Raw genomic sequence first — 22,042 nt, forward strand, 5'->3', positions numbered from 1 at the left:
CGAGCGGTATCCCTTAATCAGGCTTTCCCTTTCTGTTCCTAAACATGCCCATTACACACAGCTGACCTGATGTTCACTTGCATAAAAATAACCGCTTTTCCTAACGATAGATATATCCAGTGACAACGATGAAATCAGAGCACTGTAAGATGATTGTCAAAATAAACGAGGAGGTTCCATCCCCTATGTCCAGACCGAAATGGGTTAACTGGGCCATTGCCGCGGGTGCGGGCGCACTTGCCTTGACGCTTTTGCTTCCGACGTCCAATCGCCCTGTTCCGGCTCCAAGTGCCATGCCCGATTCTCCACACGAGGAGCATGCGAGCAAACAACGTCTTAAAGTTCAGGATGTAAAGTCAACCGATCTGCTGACCCGTGCGGATGCCAAACAGCACCTTAACATCATGCTTGAGAAGACCTCCAAAATGAACGATGTGCAAATAAGTCAATACGTTAAAGAGCTACAACAAACACATGATCATATACGGTCTGTTGATGTAATGAATACCAAGGGATCTCGCAGTCGGCACTTTGACAAAACAGCAGCAAAAGGAAGCAAGATGGAACAGCAAAAGCTGGAACATTCCCTCGCCCTAGCCAAAAAAGCTGTGAGCAAACGTCAAAGCTTCGAATCTTCTTCCTTTCCTCTGGGCAAGGAAAAGTTTTTTGTTATGGCGCAACCCTCCAAGGATGGAGAACGTGCCGTCATCGCTCTTTTTAGCCAAAATGTACTGAATGCCGTGGAACAGCATCAGCGCAAAAATTTGCGCATGATCCCTTATCCGCGTGAAGGTAAATTCAAAATCGAGTCTGTGCACCCCGACACCCTTAAAGAAATCACTGTAAAAACAGGGCATGATAATGCCAATGCCAGCCATTTTTACGAAAATGAAATCGTCATCCGTTTCCGTCAGGATCCAGGTGAACGCGATATGCGCATCATTAAATCCGACCTGCGGACTCAATCGGCACGCAAGCTGGGTTACACGTATGTTTTTCGGTCAGAACATATGAATTATGAGCAATTACATGCTTATTTCGAACGTAAATGGAATCCGCTGTATATGGAACCCCACTACATGTATTTAACCAATGAAACCGTACCTGAACAAAAAGATGTAACCGTGCCCAATGATATTTTGTTCTCCGACTACCAGTGGAACCTGCCCGCCATTGAGACTAACCGTGGCTGGAATATTACGAAGGGAAACAAGGATGTTATCGTTGCCGTGGTAGATACGGGCGTCGATCTGACCCATCCCGATTTGAAGGGCAAGCTGCTGAAAGGTTATAACGTTGTTGATCCAGCGAGCAAACCTCTTGATGACGTAGGCCATGGTACACATGTAGCAGGTATCATAGGCGCTGTTGTGAATAACAACGAAGGTGTAGCAGGCATGAGCTGGTATAACAAGGTATTACCTGTTAAAGTGCTGGACAATTCGGGTTCAGGCACAACCTACGCTGTGGCCGAAGGCATCATTTGGGCAGCTGATCATGGAGCCAAGGTCATCAACATGAGTCTGGGTAACTACGCAGATGCTCAATTTCTTCATGATGCCATTAAATACGCTTTTGATCGCGACATCGTATTAATTGCAGCAACCGGTAACGACAATACGGAGCGTCCGGGATACCCTGCAGCCTATCCGGAAGTATTTGCGGTATCCGCTACGGATGCGGACATGAACAAAGCTTCCTATTCCAACTACGGGGATTACGTGGATGTGACGGCCCCAGGGTCCAGCATTGCAAGTACGTATCCGAACAACCAATATGCAGCCTTGTCCGGAACGTCCATGGCAAGCCCCCATGTAGCGGCACTTGCAGGCTTGATTCGCTCGCTGAATCCTGATCTGACCAACACAGAAGTCATGGATCTCATGCGTCAAAGCGTCATAGATCTCGGTGACCCAGGTCATGACAAGTATTTCGGTTATGGTCAAATCGATGTATTTAAAGCATTGGAGGCGGCCTCTGGCAACAGTGCCCCACTTCAGTTTTGGCCGCAACATGTGAGACAGCAAATGGACAATACAATGAAAAAGTACATCAAACAATAACCGTACACTGGATATAAAAAAAACAAAAGCAGCTGCGCCCCGGGGCGTATGCTGCTCTTTGGTATGTTCACCTATTCCCCCGGGGCACCCGCTGCGACTAGCGTTTGCGAGAAGTTGTGCGGGATTTGCCTGATTTTTTCACCGATTTTTTCTTGCCGTTGTGGCTTGAAACATAACAAGGATCTTCTTCTTTGACCACGACAGGATACATGTGATGATGGATTGGCACACAGTGATGTTTTTTGATGACTTCGATCGGATGAATTACGGGTACGATTTGTGGGATGTAGTAATCTTCAACAACCTGGATTGGGTCACATACAATCGGACAAAGCGGTGGACAGAAATGGTTCATTTCAAACCAACTCCCTTTCAAGTGATACTATAACGTATTGCACTGGGTCCAATCTGGATTGGATGTATGTCCGTGTTCGAAAAAATTAAATAAGCGGGAGCCTGTCCGCCGTTGCCCCCCCCCGTTGCGGTGTAATGTTCTTTATAACCCTGCATAATACCCGCAGCCCTTCACATAACAGCTCCTGATTCGTAACCGTGAAGCAGATCCGCAGACTCGCCGTATCCGTTTCCCCCACATAACAGGCTGAACCCGGCAAAAAGGAAACACCTGCTGCAAGCGACTGGCGGTGTAGCTCACGCATATCCAAACCATCAGGCAATTGCAGCCACAAGTTTAGTCCACCATCAGGCAAAGTCCAGTACATCCCGGGAGAACCATGTTCCTCCAGTACCGTTGATGCGGCAAGCAGCCGGGAATATAATTCATCCCTCAATCGCGCTGTATACGCACTGTATTGATGCTGTATGAACGATTGCAAGGCCTTTTGTGTAAGCAGCGGACTCCCGAGATCCGCAGTGGATTTGGCTGCAACAAGTCGTGTGAGCACACTTCCGTCTGCAACTGCACACGCCACACGACAGCCGGGGGATAATACTTTGCTGAAGCTTTTGATATATATCACATGGCCCGTCCCATCCATGGATTTAATGGAAGAAGGGGGCGGATCACGGAAATACAAATCGGCGAACGGATCATCCTCCAGGATGAGACAATGATAACTCTGAGCAAGATTAAGCAGTTGCGCACGCCGTTTAGCACTCATCGTAATGCCTGTAGGATTGTGAAACGTAGGAATGGTATATATCAACTTGGGCGGGTATGTATCACATAACCGGGTTAACAAATCAATACGCATACCATCGTCATCCATCGGCACCGTAATGATCTTCGCTCCTCTGCTTGTGAACACATCAATAGCTCCCGTATAGCTCGGTGCTTCCATGTATACGACGTCACTAGGACCAACAAACGTACGCGCGACAAGATCGATTCCCTGCTGGGTACCGCTCGTAATCAGCATCCGTTCGGGCATTACCCGCAATCCTCTTTCCGCAAAATGCCCGGAAAACGTCTGACGCAGTTCCCGATCTCCCTGAAAAGACCCGTAGGCAGCCATGCGCTCTGGATGATCCGAGGAAAGCCGGTATGCACTGTCGATAATCTCACGCGTTGGCAACAATTCAGGCTGGATTGCCGACATATGCAGCTCATATTTAACTTGTGGAGATGCATCAAAATGTCTCCAGAGCTGAGCTCGGGGCAAATAATCCACAAGGGCCATCTGCCAGTTCCATGGTGTGCTGGATTCATTCTTTGCTTGAGTACGGTGAGTCTTTTCCATATCCTCCGTTTTCTCCAGCTCTTGAGCCCCTCGTACATAACAACCCTTCCCCTGGGAACATGTAATTAGCTGTATGGCTTCGAGCTCGGCATAGGCTTTGGACACGGTGACCAGGCTGACGCCCAGATCTGTGGTCATTTTACGAACCGACGGCAGACGGGTTCCAGGCTCGATTAGTCCAGACCTTATTCGGTCAGCAAGTGTAAGGGCAATCTGAACATACAATTTGGTGCTGCTTCCCCGTTTCAATTCAATATGCACACATGCACTCTCCCAACTGTTATGATCAGCATTTTACTGTTATACTGCATTCCGTCTATTATAGTTTATAATATCAGTATAACAGTGAATAACAGGAGATGAGAATAATATGAATATCCCTTGGTCCAAAATGGCACAAAACACCCCGTCCTCTGTCGTTCGCGACATGTTACAGGCTGCCCAGGCACCTGGAATGATTTCTCTTGCCGGAGGTTTACCTGCCCAGACATCATTCCCGCTTGAAGCCATCCGTGACGCATACGAAAAGGTATTCATGGGTGGTTCAGCGGCTCTTCAATATGCAGAGACGGAAGGTTTCAGACCATTACGTGCCAAAATTGCCGAACGTCTTGAATCCAAGGGCATTCCCGCTTCACCTGATCATATGCTTCTGACTACCGGATCTCAGCAATCCATTGACCTGGTGTGCCGAATTTTGCTCGATCCAGGCGACAGCGTACTGGTTGAATCACCAACCTATCTGGCTGCCCTTCAAGTCATTCATTCCTATCAGGCTGAGGCGCACGGTGTTGCCTGTGACGATGACGGAATGTTGCCTGAATCACTGGAGGAACAGCTCCAATTGCATCGTCCCAAGCTCGTCTACATTAACCCTACGTTCTCCAACCCGTCGGGCAAAGTATGGAGTCGCGCCAGACGGCAACAAGCCGTGGATCTGTGCCGGAAATATGGCGTACTGATCTTAGAAGACGATCCCTATGGTGAAATCCGCTTTAAACCGGAACAACTGGATGCCCCTGCATTAGCGCAGCTGGATGCAGCATCCTATGAGGGTCCATCCAATGTCATCTACACCAGCACATTTTCCAAAACAGTAGCTCCAGGCCTCCGCACTGGCTGGATATTGGCTGCTCCGGATGTTATCCAAATAGCTGCCCGCGCCAAACAAGGTGCAGATTTGCATTCCAGCAGCATCGACCAAAGAGCACTTCACGCACTACTGGAGTCTTTCGATCTGGACGGGCATATTCGCAATATCTCACAGGATTATGAACAACGGATGAAAAAAATGACCACTCTCATGGCTGCAAAATCGTGGGAAGGTATCTCCTGGAACTCGCCGCAGGGCGGCATGTTCCTATGGCTGCAACTGCCTGAGGGTATGCTGGCCAGCAATCTGTTTACCTATGGAATTCAGGAGAAAGTATGCATTGTACCAGGAGATTCCTTCTATGCAGGTACACCGGAGCTGAACCGTATGCGGATCAACTTTACTCATACTGATCCAGATCTGCTTCCCGAGGCTGTAGAGCGTATGGATCGTGCCATTCAACGCTGGCATGCATCATTGCAGCAGTCGGACAGCGTAGTTACACTGTAACGAACTGTCATCAACTGTATCATTAGGAACAATTTCTCATTCCAACGAATAACAACAAAAATAAGGCGTCAGACCCGAGAAAGCTCGAAGTCTGACGCCTTATTTATATGACCTGCAAGAGCAGGATTCTTTTGAAGTTTAATCGCGTCCTTCTGATCAGTCAGGCACATCAGGTACAATCGTTCTGTTTGCCCTTGACTGATAGTGGACTGCACTTGTTACTGTTGTGTTGTAGTTAGGAAAGCTTACCGTAAGCCGGGTTCTGTGCTCTTCGTGGTTCAGACGGGAACTACCCTCCCACCACAAGCGACAATCATCTATCTAGGCCATACATTGCTGCACAGCTCAAGCGACCAACCTAGACACACCTCGGGCTAAGGCTGCCTTCTCCGAAGAGTCGACTGTGTCCCATTAGGTCTTGCTCCAGATGGGGTTTACCAGGAACGAAGTCACCAGCGTTCCTCGGGGTCTCTTACACCTCGGTTCCATCCTTGCCTGTGCCGGAAAATCCGGCCATCGGCGGTCCATTTCTGTGGCACTATCCTTCAACTCGCGCTGACTGGACGTTATCCAGCATCCTGCCCTGTGGAGCCCGGACTTTCCTCTCGTGGCAACGAAGGCCACCAGCGATTGTCTGTCAAACTTTCCGAACAACATTACATAGTATACAGGCATTTGAGTTTACAAACAAGCTTAATCTTACTGGAAGCAATGAGCCCGGGTGCTTTTAGATAAACTGGAATACTTCCGTGTTTACCTCGGATGCAGTTACTTGCGTGTCATAACGTTTGTCTTCTAAACGTGAACGAAGCCAATCCGCAGTTTTCGGTTTCATGATTTTTTCGGCATTATGCCCGGCGTCGATGATACACATACCTGCCATCAGCGCATCGTGAGCCGTATGATAATCAATGTCTCCAGTTACGATGACATCGGCACCTTTGAACCGTGCAGGAAGGGTATAACGGCTGCCTGAGCCGCCAAGTACTGCTGCTTTTTTGATCTGCCGATTGAGATCGCCTACTACCCTAACGTATGGCACATCCAGCTGGGCCTTCACGACCTCTACCAGCTCACCGAGTGTCTTTGGTTGTTTGAGTTGTCCCAAGCGCCCCAGACCCAGTGTACGGCCTTTTAAATCCATTGCATACAGGTCATAGGCAACTTCCTCATACGGATGAGCCTTAAGCATCGCTTGTACAACCTTGCTGCGCAGACTCTGCGGTACGATGGTCTCAATCCGCATTTCCTCTACACGCTCCATCTGTCCCTCTGTACCGATGAAAGGCTGTGTCCCCTCACCCGGTACAAAAGTACCTGTGCCTTCTGTATTGAAGCTGCACTTGTTGTACTGACCAATACTGCCAGCGCCGGCTTCGAGGATCGCCTGGAGCACCTGCTCATGATGGGTGCGGGGTACAAATACAGCCAGTTTGAACAAATGATCTGTATGTACATCCTCAAGTGATTCCTTGCTCTCAATTCCAATGGCCTCGGCCATCCAGTCATTCATGCCGCCTTCAGCCACATCCAGATTGGTATGACTAATGTACACCGCAATATCATGCTTGATCAGCTTCTCGTACAATTTCCCCATGGGTGTGTCCGTATTCAACGATTTGACCGGGCGGAAAATGATGGCATGGTGCGCAATAATCAGATTGGCTCCAATCTGAATGGCCTCGTCGACAACTTCGTTCGTAACATCAAGTGCGATAAGAACGTGCATAATTTCCTTTTGCAAACTGCCAAGTTGAAGACCGATCCGATCGTCCGGCACGGCTAGATGTTTGGGAGCAAGCTGCTCCATCAATTGAATTACAGTTTGACCTTTGGCAAACATGAAAGTACCTCCTTCAAGTTCACAATATGACTCTCCATCTCAGCCGCCTTGTCCCGTGAAGACTCCTGATCGGATTTGGAGATGGACTGCACTACACTTTGCAGCTTGACGATTTCACTCTCCCATTTGGCAAAAAACACATCCGTTGGACGGTCTGTTAAATAAGGCCCCATGCGCAGCAGCAAATCTGATGTCAATTCCACTCCCCCTTCAAGCGGACGTGCGCGATACACTTCCTCATTGGCGATCGGACTGAGTTCTTGCGGCATTGCTGTAATAATCTCGTACACTTTTCCATCTTCCTCAAACAGCTGTTCTGCAACCACCACCCAGTGATGCTCCAACAACCAACGTCTGAGAATATCCTCACCAACATTAGGCTGCAAAATGAGAAGCTTGACCTCCTCAAGTTTGGAGAGGCCACGATCCAGAATGGAGGCAATTAGTGCTCCTCCCATACCGGCAATTGTGATAACATCCACTTCTCCTGCAGAGATGACATCCAAGCCATCTCCACGACGTACTGTAATTCGTTCCTTCAGGCCTGCATCGCTGACTTGCTTGCGTGCAGCTTCATAAGGACCGGGGTTGACTTCTCCGGCTACTGCACCCGCTGCTTTCCCACTGCGTACTGCCGCTACCGGGAGCAAAGCGTGGTCTGAGCCAATGTCAGCCAAGCGGCTGCCTTCGGGAATTTGATCATGTATTCGCTGTAATCGATTCGAAAGTTTCATGAAGCACCTACACCATTCATTTAATTTATTGATTTGCATTGAACAACGAAAAGCGATAAAATGAAATCCAATAAAACATTTCAAGGATGATTTACCAAAACCAAGAAATTTAGATATTCAATTTAAAAATAAAGGAGACCCCGCCGCCGCTTAAGCGTCTTGCGGAAAGTCTCCCATAGTGATGTTATTCGAGGAAATCTTTAAGCCGCTTACTGCGGCTAGGGTGACGCAATTTACGAAGAGCCTTGGCTTCAATTTGACGAATACGCTCACGCGTAACACCAAATACCTTGCCCACTTCTTCCAGCGTTCTAGTACGTCCATCGTCCAGACCGAAACGCAGACGAAGCACGTTCTCTTCACGCTCAGTCAATGTATCCAGGACATCTTCGAGCTGTTCTTTCAGCAACTCATAAGCAGCAGCATCCGCCGGAGCCAATGCTTCCTGATCCTCGATGAAATCACCCAGATGGGAATCATCTTCTTCACCAATCGGTGTTTCCAAGGAAACCGGTTCCTGAGCAATCTTCGTAATCTCACGAACTTTCTCCACACTCAGGTCCATCTCGGCAGCGATTTCTTCCGGTGTCGGTTCACGCCCAAGTTCCTGCAACAGCTGACGGGATACCCGGATCAGCTTATTAATCGTCTCCACCATGTGCACAGGGATACGAATAGTACGCGCCTGGTCCGCAATCGCACGGGTGATCGCTTGGCGAATCCACCATGTCGCATACGTACTGAATTTATAACCCTTTTTGTGGTCGAATTTTTCAACCGCTTTGATCAGACCCATGTTACCCTCCTGAATCAGATCCAGGAACAACATTCCACGTCCAACATAACGCTTGGCGATACTTACCACGAGACGAAGGTTAGCTTCAGCCAAACGACGTTTCGCTTCCTCATCCCCGTTTTCAATCCGTTTAGCCAGTTGTACTTCGTCATCTGCAGACAACAAAGGTACACGACCGATTTCTTTGAGATACATCCGAACAGGGTCGTTGATTTTGATTCCTGGTGGAAGGCTCAGATCATCATCAAAGTGGAATTCATCTTCTCCCTCTCTGGTGTTGTTCTCGGAATCTTCACTAGGGCGAAGGGTTACCTCTTCATCATTTTCGTTCACAACATCAATACCTAGGTCACTCAGTTGTTCATAGAACTCATCCATCTGCTCTGCGTCTTGCTCAAATGGGGAGAGTTTTTCTATAATTTCCTTGTAGTTCAACGAAGCTCTTTTCTTACCTGATTCAATCAATTGATCTTTAACCTGATCCAGCGTCAATTCTGTTTCTAGTTCAGTATGCTGATCATTCGCCATAACTCGACTCCCTCCTCCCTAGAAACATCCAACATTCAGATGTTCACTGTCTCTCTAGGGCAATCATTTCAAGTACAATTTGTGCCGCGCGTACAGAATCACCTGCCCGCTCTGCAGCAATCATTTCTTCTTTTTTCAGATCGTACTCTTTCTTACGCGGATACTTCAGCACTTCCCTGATGCAATCATCAAGTGCTTGAATACTCCATTCACCTGGACCATCCATCATTGAGATTGAACTGACCGTCTTTTCCAGTCGGTCGTCATGAAGTGAAGACATAAAACGGCTTGTATCCGACGGTTTGCCTTGCGCATAATAGGCATATAGATAAGCAGCAATAGCTGCATGATCATCCAAGTTAAAAGCTTCACCAAGATGCTCATTCACGTACTGGGCAGCCTCATCATCTTGGAGCATCCAGGCAAGCAGCTTGCGTTCAGCAGCGTGATAAGCCGGCAACAGATTGGGTGTAGGCACCTGCCTATTTTGTTGCCTACCATTATTCCACCTTTTCGGGTTATTATCCCCATACTGGAGGTTATTTTTCATGGCCTCCCGTTCTTCATTACACTCCTGCTTCAGTGTTTCATATGATACGTCCACTTCCGCAGCTAGTTCCCGAAGATATACTTCCCGTTCTGTAGGAGAAGACAATGGAGCAATAAGTTTCACCGCTTCCTTGGAGTAAGCGATTTGTCCGCCGCCTTCTAGCAGTATATGGTTTTTTTTTAGGTTTATAAGCTTAAATTTTGTAGTCGTTACGGCGCCGTCCACAATCTGGTTTCGGAACCGTTCGCCACCATGCTTGCGGATAAAATCATCCGGGTCGAGTCCATCCGGAATCAGAGCAATTTTGACCTGCAACCCAGCTTCCTCGAGTATAGGAAAGTTTTTGAGCGCCGCAGCCTGTCCAGCTCGATCACCGTCATAACATACAATGACTTCATCACACATGCCTTTAAGCATTAGTGCCTGGTTTTCAGTGAGCGCGGTACCCATTGCCGCTACACCATTCTGGATATCCTGATCCCAAGCGGAGATAACATCGCCATACCCTTCGAACAATATGGCCTGCCTTTGTTTGCGAATTGCATTTTTGGCATGATGCAGATTGTAGAGAACGCGGCTTTTGTTAAATAACCGGGTTTCCGGTGAATTTAGGTACTTCGGTTGCCCGTCTCCCAAAATGCGACCTGCAAATGCAATCGGCTTTCCGCTCCTACCATTAATAGGAAACATGATCCTGTCTCGAAAACGGTCCACATACCCCTGACCTTCGTTTCGCGGTGACAGTAAACCACCCTTTTCCATCTCTTCAAGCGGAAATTCGCGCTTTTCCAGAAATTGTACCAAGGTATCCCAGCGATTAGGCGCATAACCAATCTGGAATTGGTCAATGAGTTTGTCGCTAAACCCCCGTGAGCGTAAATATTCCATAGCCACTTTACCGTGCTCTGTATTTTTCAATAAGAAATGATACAGCTTCGCGGTAAGCTCATATGCTTCCAATAAACGTTCAGTCTCTGGATTAACATGAGCCGATTCACGCCCTTGCCAGTCCCCCATTGAAATGTGGCTTTCTTCTGCCATCGTCTTGACAGCCTCGGGAAAGGATAACCCTTCGATTTCCATCCTGAATTTGATGGCATTTCCACCCGTGCCGCAACCGTAGCAATAGAAAATTTGTTTCTCAGGCGTAACTGTAAACGAAGGCGTCTTCTCAGAATGAAAAGGACAGAGGCCTTTCATATATTTCCCCTGTTTGGTCAGATGTACAAATCGGCTCACCGTATCGACGATATCATGCTGCTGTAACACCGATTCAATAATGCTTTCGGGTATACCGCCTTGTCCGGTACTCATCTTGGTCCACCTTCATCTCTTTAACACGTAAATATTATTCGATAAACTTACACATTCTCCTGCAAATCTTTCAAAAGTTTTGTCAGTTTATGTTGAAAAATTTCCCGATCCTGCTCTGTGAAAGGCTTTGGGCCTTTTCCATAATGCCCTCTTTTTCGTGCTTTAGCCGCAGTATGACGGGAATCCAGCATGAAATCAATGTCACGATCATTAAACTCACGACCACGAAATGATAAAACATAACAACGTTTGCCAAGTGCGAGCGCCGCCAGTCCATAATCCTGTGTAATGACCACATCGTATGGCTTGATGTGATTGGCAATGTACAGGTCTGCACTCTGATCACTTCGATCTACTTGAACGGTACGCACTCCTTCTCCGCCCTGAAGAAAATGATCAAAAGAAGAAACCATCAATACAGGAACTTTGAATCGGAGAGCTGTTTCTGCGATCTCAGCCTTGACCGGGCAAGCATCACCATCCACAACAATGTGGCGTACATTCAACTCACTCAAACCCAGACCACCCGGTTTCATAAAATAGCTGCTTATTGTAATATACGACCCCAGCCAGTCAAAATCCTTCTGACCGGTCTATGGAAATCAAAGGCTAAAATACGGAACGGCTGTAAATATAAATTTTTCACAATCCGTTCCGTATATTTATACCCTCATATATCCTTCTTTAATACTGAATTTATGCTTTGCCGCAGAACTGTCCTCCCGGAGCAAAAACGGACCCAACTACCAGACCAGTTTGGAGAAATCAGCAAAAGCTTTCAGATCACGGTCAATGGCTGCAAGCAGGGCCAGACGATTCGCCCGCACAGCTTCGTCTTCAGCCATAACCATAACCGAATCGAAGAACACGGTGATAGCTTCCTTCCAAGCCGATGCAATCGCGAGCGCTTCAGCAGCAGCATGCTGAGACAATACCTGACGATATTCTTCATTGGTCTTGCTCCATGCCTCATGCAGCTGACGCTCTCCTTCTTCTGTGAAAAGCTCTGAATGTACCGAAGCATTGGATGCTTTGGCAGCCAGATTACCTACACGGTTGAAGGATTCCACAGTTGTTTTGAAGGCACCTCCCGTTTGGACAGCTGCCATAAGTGCCTCACCTTTTGGGACTACCGCGCTGATATCATCAAATCCGGAAGAAATCACTGCGTCCACAACATCATAACGAACCGTTTCCGACAACAGTTTCTTCACACGAAGACCAAAGAAGTCCTGCAAATCTTTACGAACCTCTTCATCCGCACGTTTCAACAGGTTCATCTGAGCATGCACTTGAAGTGCAACTCCGAACACATCGGACAATGTCAACGGAAGATTGTGATCCAGCAAAATTTGTACGATACCTGCTGCCTGACGGCGCAGCGCGTACGGATCTTGAGATCCTGTTGGAATGATATTGATCGAGAAGCAGCCTACAATCGTATCCATTTTATCCGCAGCACTCACAATGGCACCAACGAGTGAAGCAGGAGATTGATCCCCAGCGAAGCGTGGCAGATAATGCTCAAATACCGCTTTGGCCACTTCTTCTTTTTCACCAGCTTTACGGGCATAATCTTCACCCATCACACCTTGCAGTTCAGGGAATTCTCCCACCATAAGTGTAACAAGGTCGAATTTGCAGATATCCGCAGAACGACTCACCGCTTCGGCTACATCAGCTGGTACTTGCAGCTTGCTGGCCAGACCATCCGCAATTTTGCGAATACGGCGAACTTTATCTCCAACCGTTCCCAGCTCTTCCTGGAAGACGATACTTTCCAGTTTCGATAATGCATCCTTAATCTCCAGCTTCTGGTCTTCTTCGTAGAAGAACTTAGCATCAGACAGACGTGCACGAAGTACCTTTTCGTTTCCTTTCGCAATGACATCCAGTGAATCGCTGCCGCCGTTACGAACCGTAACGAAGTATGGCAACAATTGTCCATCATTATCAAGCACCGGGAAATAACGTTGGTGCTCGCGCATCGAAGTAATCAGTACCTCTTGTGGAATATTCAAAAATGAAGATTCGAATGTTCCGAACAGCACCGTAGGTGTCTCAACCAGGAACAAGACCTCTTCCAGCAAATCTTCCTTGATCGCAATATCCCATTTCTTCTCGGCAGCCAGTGCCTGGATCTGGGATACAATAATCTGCTCACGTTCTTTGATATCCGCAATGACGTGCTCGGAACGAAGCACTTCCACATACGAAGCAGGATCCGAAATGACCGCCTCTTTTCCGAGGAAACGATGTCCACGTGTTACATTGCCAGATTTTACTCCTGCAACTTCCAACTCAATAACATCGCTGCCCAGCAGAGCAACAATCCAGCGAATCGGACGTACAAATTTGAAATCATACGAGGCCCAACGCATAAATTTCGGGAACGTCATGGCATGCAGTATGGCAAGCAAACCCTGACCGATTACAGAGGACGTTTCCACGCCTTTGCTGCTCTTGGTCGCGTAGATATATTCCACGCCGCTCAGTTCCTTGAATGTGAACTGATCCGGTTCAACACCCTGACTACGGGCAAATCCCAGAGCAGCTTTACTCCAGTTACCACTGTCGTCCAGTGCTATTTTACGGGATGGTCCTTTTACCTCTTCCTCCACGTCCTCCTGTTTCTCAGCAACATCCTTGATCAAAACAGCCAATCGGCGCGGTGTGGCATAGGCATTCACTTCACCATAAGCAATGCGGGATGCATCCAGCCATTTCACGACACGATCCTGCAGCTGTTCAATTGCTGCTCGCATGAAGCGTGCAGGCACTTCTTCCAGACCAATTTCAAACAACAGATCCTTAGACATGCTCAGCTCCCCCTTTCTTGATCAGCGGGAAGCCGAGCTTCTCACGCTCTTCCACATATGTTGCAGCCACTTGACGAGCCAGATTACGGACACGGGTGATGTACCCGGTACGCTCCGTTACACTGATTGCTCCGCGCGCATCCAACAGGTTGAACGTATGGGAACATTTCAACACATAGTCATATGCAGGAAAAACCAAATTCTGTGCCATCGCCTTGTTCGCTTCCTCTTCATGCATGTTGAAGAGCGTAAACAGCATTTTGACATCAGATACTTCAAACGTATATTTGGAGTGTTCGAATTCAGGCTGACGGAACACATCGCCGTATGTAATGCCGTCGACCCATTCAAGCTCAAACACATTTTCTTTTTCCTGGATGTATGAAGCAAGGCGCTCCATGCCATACGTAATTTCAACCGCTACCGGATTCGTCTCGATCCCACCAACTTGTTGGAAATACGTAAATTGGGTGATTTCCATACCGTCCAGCCATACTTCCCAGCCAAGACCAGCACAGCCGAGGGAAGGGTTCTCCCAGTTGTCTTCAACAAACCGAATATCGTGTTTGAGCGGATCAATACCCAACTGTTTCAAACTCTCCAGGTAAATCTCCTGAATATTGTCCGGAGAAGGCTTGATAATAACCTGGAATTGATGATGCTGATAGAGACGGTTTGGATTTTCTCCATAACGACCATCCGAAGGACGGCGGGAAGGCTCTACATAAGCTACTTTCCAAGGCTCGGGTCCAAGCGAGCGCAAAAAGGTCATCGGGTTCATCGTTCCTGCCCCTTTTTCCGTATCATATGGTTGAACAATAATACAGTTGTGCTCGGCCCAGAATTGTTGCAGCGTGAGGATCATCTGCTGAAAATTCATAATCATGCTCCTTTTCGATGGTTTGTGATGAACAAGCCTAGAACGGTACAGACAATAAATAGCCCTCGTCCTACGCCTGTTATACAGACATAGGGACGAGAGCTATTCCCGCGGTTCCACCCTACTTGGCTTAGATATAAACAGGAAATCCTGTTCATTCAAGCCCACTTTTCCGTGTCATTCATGCTCCCGAGTGCCATTTCACAGACCGATTCAACCCGGCTCCCACCATCCCCGGCTCGCTCACACAAGATTAGTAAGGTCAACCGACCTCTTCTGCTCCTGAATGTAATAAATCAAGTCTCCTACTTTCTCGTTCAATGCATGTCTCCAAAAGAGAAATTATAGTTCATAATATATAAAAATAAGTACGAAGTCAAGATATATTCCTTATTTCACATTAAGACGACTCAAATCCCGTACTTTTCCATTTGATCAAGAAAAGAACGGGATTTTAGATTCAAGCCAAGCTGATGATCCATAAAGGCCCGCATAATCTTTTTGATCTCATCGCGGGTACCTTCACTCACTGATATATTACCAAGCCTTTGCAGATCAAGCTGTGTAAACAGACGTAAGAGTTTCAACGCCTTCGGACTCACGGACATCGCCGGAGGATCAAAGTGTTTGCAAGCACGGCACAGGACGCCTCCAAGCCTTGGACTAACAAATAATTGTTCATCCGGACGCTCGTGACCACAAGAAATGCAATCATCAAGCTGAGGTCCGTACCCGGCTGCCTGTAATATTTTCATTTCATACAGGCTTGTGATGACGACCGGATCTTTCTCTTCCTTCAACGCCTGAAGACAGGCTTTCAACTGTTTGAACCAGAACGTACCTGTCTCTTCATCCTGCAACACACGATCCAACAGTTCACAAGCATAAGATGCATAGGAGGCCTTAATCAGATCTTCACGCAGCTCATGATAAGATTCGATGATCTCACCTGCGTTTAGGGTTCCCAGACCGGTGTTACGAAAATATACATATTGACCGTACGTAAATGGCTGCACCAGTGCAGCATGTCGGCTTTTGGGCTTTTTGGCACCGCGGACGAGTACCCCTACTTTCCCGCCGCTTTCGGTGCAAAGCGTAATGATTTTGTTCCCCTCGCCGTAGTCCATGCTGCGGATGACAATCCCTTCCACCCTGTATAGCATGCCTCGTCACCTAACCATTCCCGAATTAGCCAATTAACCTTCGGCTTCTTCATCTTCAATCACTTCCCTTGCAGGTTCCGACTCCTGTCCCACCGAGCTACATGCCTCGGCATACAACAGATAGGATTCCACATCCCCCGTCATCGCAAAAACCTTCCACGAAAAATCTCGCATCGGAATTTCATCCTCTCTTCGGAAATGACGTCTGCTTCTACCAGATAGGATGGAGTCTTGCAAGGTAAACTATGTGTTGCAATTATTGGATACAATTCCGACGATTAGTCGCGGCCAAAGCCAAGGTCACGCAGAACTCGATCCTGATTTCTCCAGTCTTTTTTCACTTTAACCCACAGATCCATGAAGATTTTGGAACCTAACAGGTTTTGAATATCATGGCGGGCACGTTTCCCCACTTCTTTAAGCAAGGCACCCTGTTTACCGATAATGATCCCTTTTTGCGAATCACGCTCCACAAAAATGACGGCAGAAATATAAACGACGCCGTTGTCCTGTACTTTCATATCCTCAATCGTTACCGCAATGGAGTGAGGCACTTCTTCACGCGTCATTTGCAAAATTTTCTCCCGAATCAACTCAGCACAAACGAATTGCTCCGGATGGTCTGTAACCTGGTCTTCCGGATAGTACTGTGGACCTTCTGGCAAATACTTGCCGAGCTGCTCCAGCAATGTGCTGACATTACTACCGAGCTTGGCTGATACCGGGACGATCTCGGCAAAATTGTGCAGCTTGCGATATTCTTCAATGAGTGGCAGCAGAGTTTCCGGCTCAATTTTATCAATTTTGTTCATAACAAGAATGACAGGCGTGCGAATATTTTTCAACTGCTCAGCAATATAACGGTCACCACCGCCCATGCCTTCAGAAGCATCGATCAGGAACAGAGCAGCTTCGACTTCTCCGAGCGTGTTCAAAGCGGTCTGGTTCATGTAATCGCCCAGCTTGGATTGACGTTTGTGAATACCCGGCGTGTCAAGGAAAACGATTTGCTGATGTTCGGATGTATATACACCATGAATCTTATTACGCGTCGTTTGTGGCTTGTCCGACATGATTGCAATCTTCTGTCCAATGACTTGGTTCATCAGTGTGGATTTACCTACATTGGGACGTCCGATAATGGCTACAAAGCCGGATTTGAATGCTTGTTTTTTCATATGTTCCTCCTCAGGCGCCTAGGCCTGGAATGTATTGGTTTTTACTTTTTAGCAGAGTTCAGATCAGATGGTCCAAAAGCCCATGGCAATAGTTCGGCAACTGTAGTCTCCTGCAGATCACCTTTCATGTTACCCAGAATAACTTTCATATCTGGTTCACACAGTTCATACATCACTTGACGACATACGCCGCATGGAGCAATCGGGCCGTCTGTATCTCCTACAATGGCAATGGCTTTGAAACTGCGTGGTTGCTTACCTCCTGCAATCGCACTGAACATGGCTGTACGCTCAGCACAGTTACCTGGCGTATAAGCAGCATTCTCAATATTACAACCATGATGCACATGTCCCTCACTGTCAAGCAAAGCTGCACCTACACCAAAATGAGAATAAGGGGTATACGCTTTCGTACGTGCCTTAATTGCTTCTTGCATCAACAAACCATTATCCATAATTAATCTCTCCCTTAGGGTGTACTATAAAGTTGCACTCAATGAGTTAAGTTCAACTTAAAAATATTTGCACTGGCCTCTCCGCTGTCAGAACAACCTTACGATCGCTGTTATCCCCGGATTTTATTAATTCCCTTTTCCAAAGTGAAAATCCGGTGATAAAGGCGAACGCTTCGCTTCTACAGGTTATTTCTGACATCTCCGTTATTGTGCAAACCAGAAGTTCAACTTAAAAATGAGTCCAACTTTACAATTAGTGTGTAATATTAAAATCAGAACAAACCCAGCCAGCTCATCACCGGCTTAATGAAAACGATACACCCGATGATGACGGCGAACACCGCAGCCAGCAAAACTGCACCGGCCGCGGTGTCCTTCGCCGCTTTTGCCAGCGGATGTATATGCGGATGCGCGAGATCTACCGCAGCTTCCACTGCTGTATTCATCAGCTCCGTCACAAGAACCAGAAAGACGGCTGTCAGTACAAACATCCAGTCCGTTCTGGAAATCCCGAAAAAAAAGCCGGCTGCACACATCAAAATGGCGACTCCTGTATGAACTCTTACATTCCGCTGAGTCCGCAGCCCGTATACGATTCCTTCCGCAGCATTGCGGAATACCATCCCCCAGGAGCGCCTTTTCATTATCGTGTCAACCCGGCTTGGGCGAGTACTGCTTCCTGTTTGCCCATCATTTCGGCTTCGCTGGCTTCATCCTGATGATCATAACCAAGCAGGTGCAAGAAGCCATGAACAAACAGGAACCCGAGCTCACGTTCAAATGAATGCCCATATTCTTCACTCTGCAGAATCGTCCGTGGAACAGAAATAATAATATCCCCCAGAACATCCGGCATTTCTTCCATTTCTTCATCTTCATCCAGTTCGTAGATGATATCCAGTTCTTCATCCACAGTCTCATTCATCGCAAACGATAGTACATCTGTTGGACGATCAATGCCGCGATAGTCACGGTTCAGCTCATGAATCTGCTCATCATCTACAAAAGTCAGGGCCACTTCCCCGTCCGCAACGCCCTCTGCTTCCCCTGCAAGGTTCAGCAGCTGCTCCAGCATTGCGATCATCGGTTCGGTGATTTCTTTATCCTGTTGTTCATTATTCCATGCTAGGTTAAGACTCATTCTTCCATACTCCTGTCTTGTCATATTAGCGAATCAACCCGCTTCAGGCGAGGTTGGCTTCGGTTTCTTCATTTCTTCCGGATATTCGATCCTGGAGTGGAATATGCCCATGACGGTTTCCTTAAGGGTCTTGGCGACGATATCCAGTTCCCGCATCGTCAGATCACAGTCGTTAAACTGATGATCGTCCAGCCGACCTTTAATAATTTTTTCGATCATGGACTCCACTTGTTCCACAGTAGGCTTCCGCAAGGAACGGACCGCAGCTTCCACGCTGTCAGCAATGCCAACAATCGCAGACTCTTTGGACTGAGCCTTGGGACCCGGATAACGGAAATCATCTTCCGTGAAATCAGGTTCCACTCCTGCTTCCTCAGCCTGACGCAGTGCTTTGTGATAGAAGTAATGCAGGAAGGTTGTTCCATGATGCTGCTCAGCAATGTCCCGAATCGGCCTCGGCAGCTTGTAGTCCTTCTGCATTTCCACACCATCCCGTGCGTGAGCAACGATAATGGACTTGCTCAGCTTTGGATCAATCGAATCATGCGGGTTTTCCATATTGTTTTGATTTTCAATAAAATAAATCGGTCTCTTGGTCTTGCCAATATCATGGTAATACGAGCCGACCCGACATAACAACCCGTTGGCACCGATCGCCTCCGCGGCGGCTTCTGACAGGTTTCCTACCATCACACTGTGGTGATACGTGCCTGGTGTCTCTGTTAGCAGTTTGCGCAATAGCGGATGATTGGGATTAGACAATTCAACCAGTTTCAACGCAGACAAGATGCCAAATGAGGTTTCGAAAAACGGCATCAGCCCAATGACCAATATGGCGGTCAGTACGCCTCCAGCAAACGCAAATCCAATGCCATACAGCGTTGTCGTCCGGTTCCAGTCACTTGAGTCAATCAGAGCCAGTGTGAAGACTGCGATCGATCCAAACAGACAGACCATAATGGCGCCTTTCAGGATCGTAGACCGCTGACTTGCCCGATGGGTGGCGAAGATCGCAACAAACGATACCAACACCGCGAAGAATCCAAGTTCAAAGTCAAAAATCTGACCCTGATGCGTATTCAAAATAATGCTCGACAGCATGCCGATAATAATCGAGCAGACAAAGGCAAGCGATGTATCCAGCAGCAACGCAATTAACATTGCTCCTACGGCAACAGGGGCAAGAAAGCCTACGTATGAATTCTCACTGGTCTGGAGTATCGCAGTAACATGCATAACCACAATCGTAATAATAAATATGAGAACAAGCATCAGCAGCTGAGCATTGTTATATTTGAAATGCGTTCCGCTGAATTGCTGAATATACATGAGAATCGCTGCAGACAACAGACAGGACAGCATAAGCAGTCCAAGCTGAGGCCAGTAGTTCACTTCGTTTTTCAGCAAATCGTTCTCGCCCAGAAGAGTGTACATCTCCGGGGTGATCATCTCACCCTTCGCAACAAGCGTATCTCCTTGCTTGATAAAGACCGTTTGAGTGTTCTCACGAGCCTGTACTTTAGCTTCTTTTGTACCCTCTTCATCGTAGAAGCGGTTCGACGTCACTACAAGACGAGCAAGCTCCTGTACAACTTCACGCTGCGTACGCTTGCTTAGAGAGCTCACACTCACCATCTCGGCCACTTTGGCACGAGCTGTTGTAGCCTCACTAATCTGGTCGGTCATTAATCTGGAGACGATATCCCGAGCAACGGCCTTCATCTCCTGAATATCATCCGAAGTCAGACGTGAAATTTTGATATATGTCTCTTCCGGGATGCGGTAGCTTTGCTCCTGTACCACATTTCTGATCTCTTCCAACAGAGTTTCGGAGTATGTACCCGCTTTCCGGTTGTTGTTGATAAAATTGGAAACAAAGTCTTTCTGACGCTGTGGTATTTCATCACGATAGATATCAATCTTGTCCTGACTGGAAATCTGATCATCCTGATTAAGTCGATCAATACGATCAAGCAGAGTCGTCATCAGATTTTCGTTCCGCATCTGCACGATCTGAAACATCGGCTGTACACGTTCAGCGGCTTCTTCTTGTGCTTTCAGTGTAGCCTTGGTATTCGGGATCTGCATGGGCGCAGCAATATTCACTTCACTTCGTGTGCCTTCCTGAATATCATACCGCTCTGGGAGCAGCTTGGAAGCAAGACTCACGTAGAAGAGGATCACCAGAAACAAAAACAGAAGATAGCGTGCCCACACGCTATACTTCCATCCTGTAGCTCTATTTTGAAAAGATTTGCCTTTTGACAGTTCCTTCGAGGTCATCGAGACAATCCCTTTCTATTCTTGATTTTCTGCGGCGTGGTTATAGGCGACGATGATTTTCTGGACGAGGGAGTGCCGTACAACGTCTTGCTCGGCAAAATAGACAAATCCAATCTCTTCCACTTGGCCCAGTATTGCATTTGCTTCCACAAGCCCCGACTTTTTGCCACGCGGTAAATCAATTTGTGTCACGTCACCGGTAATAACCATTTTGGAACCAAAACCGAGACGAGTCAGAAACATTTTCATCTGCTCCGGTGTCGTATTCTGAGCTTCATCCAGGATAATAAACGAATCATCCAGTGTACGTCCCCGCATATAGGCAAGAGGTGCAATTTCGATCAAACCGCGCTCCAGTGCCTTCGCAGTCTGCTCTTGTCCCATAACATCGTACAAAGCATCGTACAGCGGCCGTAAATAAGGATCAACTTTTTCCTGAAGATCACCAGGCAAGAAACCAAGACTCTCTCCCGCTTCAACAGCAGGTCTTGTGAGCACGATCCGCTTGACGCTTCCTTCCTTAATTGCTGCCACAGCCAGGACAACAGCAAGATACGTTTTACCTGTACCGGCGGGACCGATACCAAATACAACATCACGTTTTTTAATTGTAGTTACATAGTGTTTCTGTCCAATCGTTTTAACCCGGATCGGCTTACCACGGTACGTCGTTGTAATCTCGCCTTTGAACAGATCCAGAAGCTGGTCTGCACGCAGTTCCTTTGCAAGTTCAATGGCATACTGAACGTCCCTTTCGGTTAACACATATCCGTTACGTACCAATTGCAACAACACATCAAATAATTGTTCAAGCGATTCCACATTCTGAATGTTGCCATGGATCACAATCTCCGCTTCACGGGATGCGATCTGGGCAGGAATCTCGGATTCAATCAGTTTCAGAAAAATATCTTGGGGTCCAAAAAGAGATTGACCCTCTCCCGCACTTTGGAGGGAGATTCGTATGCTGCGTGTTTGCTCTGACAAATAGC

19 protein-coding genes and 1 other RNA gene are annotated in these 22,042 nt (G+C 47.5%); 2 read left to right on the forward strand and 18 right to left on the reverse strand.

The window, feature by feature from the left end:
* Window positions 1-185: 185 nt before the first annotated feature.
* Window positions 186-2,063, forward strand: coding sequence for a S8 family peptidase (locus tag AC3ITG_RS22900; RefSeq protein ID WP_413372675.1), 1,878 nt, complete (start codon window positions 186-188; stop codon window positions 2,061-2,063).
* Window positions 2,064-2,160: 97 nt separating this feature from the next.
* Here AC3ITG_RS22900 and AC3ITG_RS22905 read toward each other — a convergent pair whose 3' ends face one another.
* Together AC3ITG_RS22905 and pdxR are read right to left on the reverse strand one after the other, a co-directional pair.
* Window positions 2,161-2,418: a hypothetical protein gene (locus AC3ITG_RS22905; RefSeq protein WP_090998137.1), complete on the reverse strand. Its 258-nt coding sequence runs from the start codon at window positions 2,416-2,418 to the stop codon at window positions 2,161-2,163.
* Between the two features lie 85 nt (window positions 2,419-2,503).
* On the reverse strand, window positions 2,504-4,024 hold the full coding sequence (pdxR, locus tag AC3ITG_RS22910; protein WP_489251443.1) for a MocR-like pyridoxine biosynthesis transcription factor PdxR: 1,521 nt from the start codon (window positions 4,022-4,024) through the stop codon (window positions 2,504-2,506).
* A gap of 109 nt (window positions 4,025-4,133) precedes the next feature.
* Between pdxR and AC3ITG_RS22915 the strand changes: the two genes are divergently transcribed.
* Complete coding sequence (locus AC3ITG_RS22915) at window positions 4,134-5,366, forward strand: aminotransferase-like domain-containing protein (protein WP_489251444.1); 1,233 nt, start codon at window positions 4,134-4,136, stop codon at window positions 5,364-5,366.
* A gap of 236 nt (window positions 5,367-5,602) precedes the next feature.
* Here AC3ITG_RS22915 and rnpB read toward each other — a convergent pair.
* The 16 genes from rnpB to AC3ITG_RS22995 form a co-directional block, all read right to left on the reverse strand.
* Window positions 5,603-6,012, reverse strand: an RNA gene (gene rnpB, locus AC3ITG_RS22920) — RNase P RNA component class A.
* A gap of 81 nt (window positions 6,013-6,093) precedes the next feature.
* Window positions 6,094-7,209, reverse strand: coding sequence for a Nif3-like dinuclear metal center hexameric protein (locus AC3ITG_RS22925; protein ID WP_489251445.1), 1,116 nt, complete (start codon window positions 7,207-7,209; stop codon window positions 6,094-6,096).
* Window positions 7,185-7,943 carry a tRNA (adenine(22)-N(1))-methyltransferase gene (locus AC3ITG_RS22930; RefSeq protein ID WP_053781257.1) on the reverse strand — a complete coding sequence of 253 codons (759 nt, stop codon included), beginning with the start codon at window positions 7,941-7,943 and terminating at the stop codon, window positions 7,185-7,187. The genes AC3ITG_RS22925 and AC3ITG_RS22930 overlap by 25 nt, the downstream gene beginning before the upstream one ends.
* Window positions 7,944-8,127: 184 nt before the next feature.
* Window positions 8,128-9,267: an RNA polymerase sigma factor RpoD gene (gene rpoD / locus AC3ITG_RS22935; RefSeq protein WP_062835490.1), complete on the reverse strand. Its 1,140-nt coding sequence runs from the start codon at window positions 9,265-9,267 to the stop codon at window positions 8,128-8,130.
* Window positions 9,268-9,310: 43 nt separating this feature from the next.
* Window positions 9,311-11,131: a DNA primase gene (gene dnaG, locus AC3ITG_RS22940; RefSeq protein WP_489251446.1), complete on the reverse strand. Its 1,821-nt coding sequence runs from the start codon at window positions 11,129-11,131 to the stop codon at window positions 9,311-9,313.
* 47 nt (window positions 11,132-11,178) lie between these two features.
* Window positions 11,179-11,646: a YaiI/YqxD family protein gene (locus tag AC3ITG_RS22945; RefSeq protein ID WP_371129144.1), complete on the reverse strand. Its 468-nt coding sequence runs from the start codon at window positions 11,644-11,646 to the stop codon at window positions 11,179-11,181.
* Window positions 11,647-11,874: 228 nt separating this feature from the next.
* Window positions 11,875-13,950, reverse strand: coding sequence for a glycine--tRNA ligase subunit beta (glyS, locus tag AC3ITG_RS22950; RefSeq protein ID WP_489251447.1), 2,076 nt, complete (start codon window positions 13,948-13,950; stop codon window positions 11,875-11,877).
* On the reverse strand, window positions 13,943-14,830 hold the full coding sequence (glyQ, locus tag AC3ITG_RS22955; RefSeq protein WP_024628463.1) for a glycine--tRNA ligase subunit alpha: 888 nt from the start codon (window positions 14,828-14,830) through the stop codon (window positions 13,943-13,945). Before glyQ ends, glyS begins: the two co-directional genes overlap by 8 nt.
* Before the next feature lie 410 nt (window positions 14,831-15,240).
* The gene (gene recO, locus AC3ITG_RS22960; RefSeq protein WP_489251448.1) at window positions 15,241-15,993 is read right to left on the reverse strand and encodes a DNA repair protein RecO; all 753 of its coding nucleotides are present in this window, start codon (window positions 15,991-15,993) and stop codon (window positions 15,241-15,243) included.
* Between the two features lie 33 nt (window positions 15,994-16,026).
* On the reverse strand, window positions 16,027-16,167 hold the full coding sequence (locus tag AC3ITG_RS22965) for a YqzL family protein (RefSeq protein ID WP_079696207.1): 141 nt from the start codon (window positions 16,165-16,167) through the stop codon (window positions 16,027-16,029).
* Between the two features lie 104 nt (window positions 16,168-16,271).
* Window positions 16,272-17,171, reverse strand: a complete 900-nt coding sequence (era, locus tag AC3ITG_RS22970; RefSeq protein ID WP_489251449.1) for a GTPase Era — start codon at window positions 17,169-17,171, stop codon at window positions 16,272-16,274.
* Between the two features lie 41 nt (window positions 17,172-17,212).
* Entirely contained in the window at window positions 17,213-17,626 is a 414-nt protein-coding gene (locus AC3ITG_RS22975; RefSeq protein WP_090998102.1) for a cytidine deaminase, read from the reverse strand.
* Window positions 17,627-17,898: 272 nt separating this feature from the next.
* The gene (locus AC3ITG_RS22980) at window positions 17,899-18,270 is read right to left on the reverse strand and encodes a diacylglycerol kinase family protein (protein WP_285078129.1); all 372 of its coding nucleotides are present in this window, start codon (window positions 18,268-18,270) and stop codon (window positions 17,899-17,901) included.
* Window positions 18,270-18,767 (reverse strand): rRNA maturation RNase YbeY, encoded by a 498-nt coding sequence (ybeY, locus tag AC3ITG_RS22985; RefSeq protein WP_063567028.1) that lies wholly within the window; start codon window positions 18,765-18,767, stop codon window positions 18,270-18,272. The genes AC3ITG_RS22980 and ybeY overlap by 1 nt, the downstream gene beginning before the upstream one ends.
* A gap of 33 nt (window positions 18,768-18,800) precedes the next feature.
* Window positions 18,801-21,050: an HD family phosphohydrolase gene (locus AC3ITG_RS22990; protein WP_063567029.1), complete on the reverse strand. Its 2,250-nt coding sequence runs from the start codon at window positions 21,048-21,050 to the stop codon at window positions 18,801-18,803.
* 15 nt (window positions 21,051-21,065) lie between these two features.
* The gene (locus AC3ITG_RS22995; protein ID WP_413372686.1) at window positions 21,066-22,037 is read right to left on the reverse strand and encodes a PhoH family protein; all 972 of its coding nucleotides are present in this window, start codon (window positions 22,035-22,037) and stop codon (window positions 21,066-21,068) included.
* Between the last annotated feature and the right edge of the window lie 5 nt (window positions 22,038-22,042).

This window comes from Paenibacillus sp. GL_099_B, assembly GCF_057835695.1.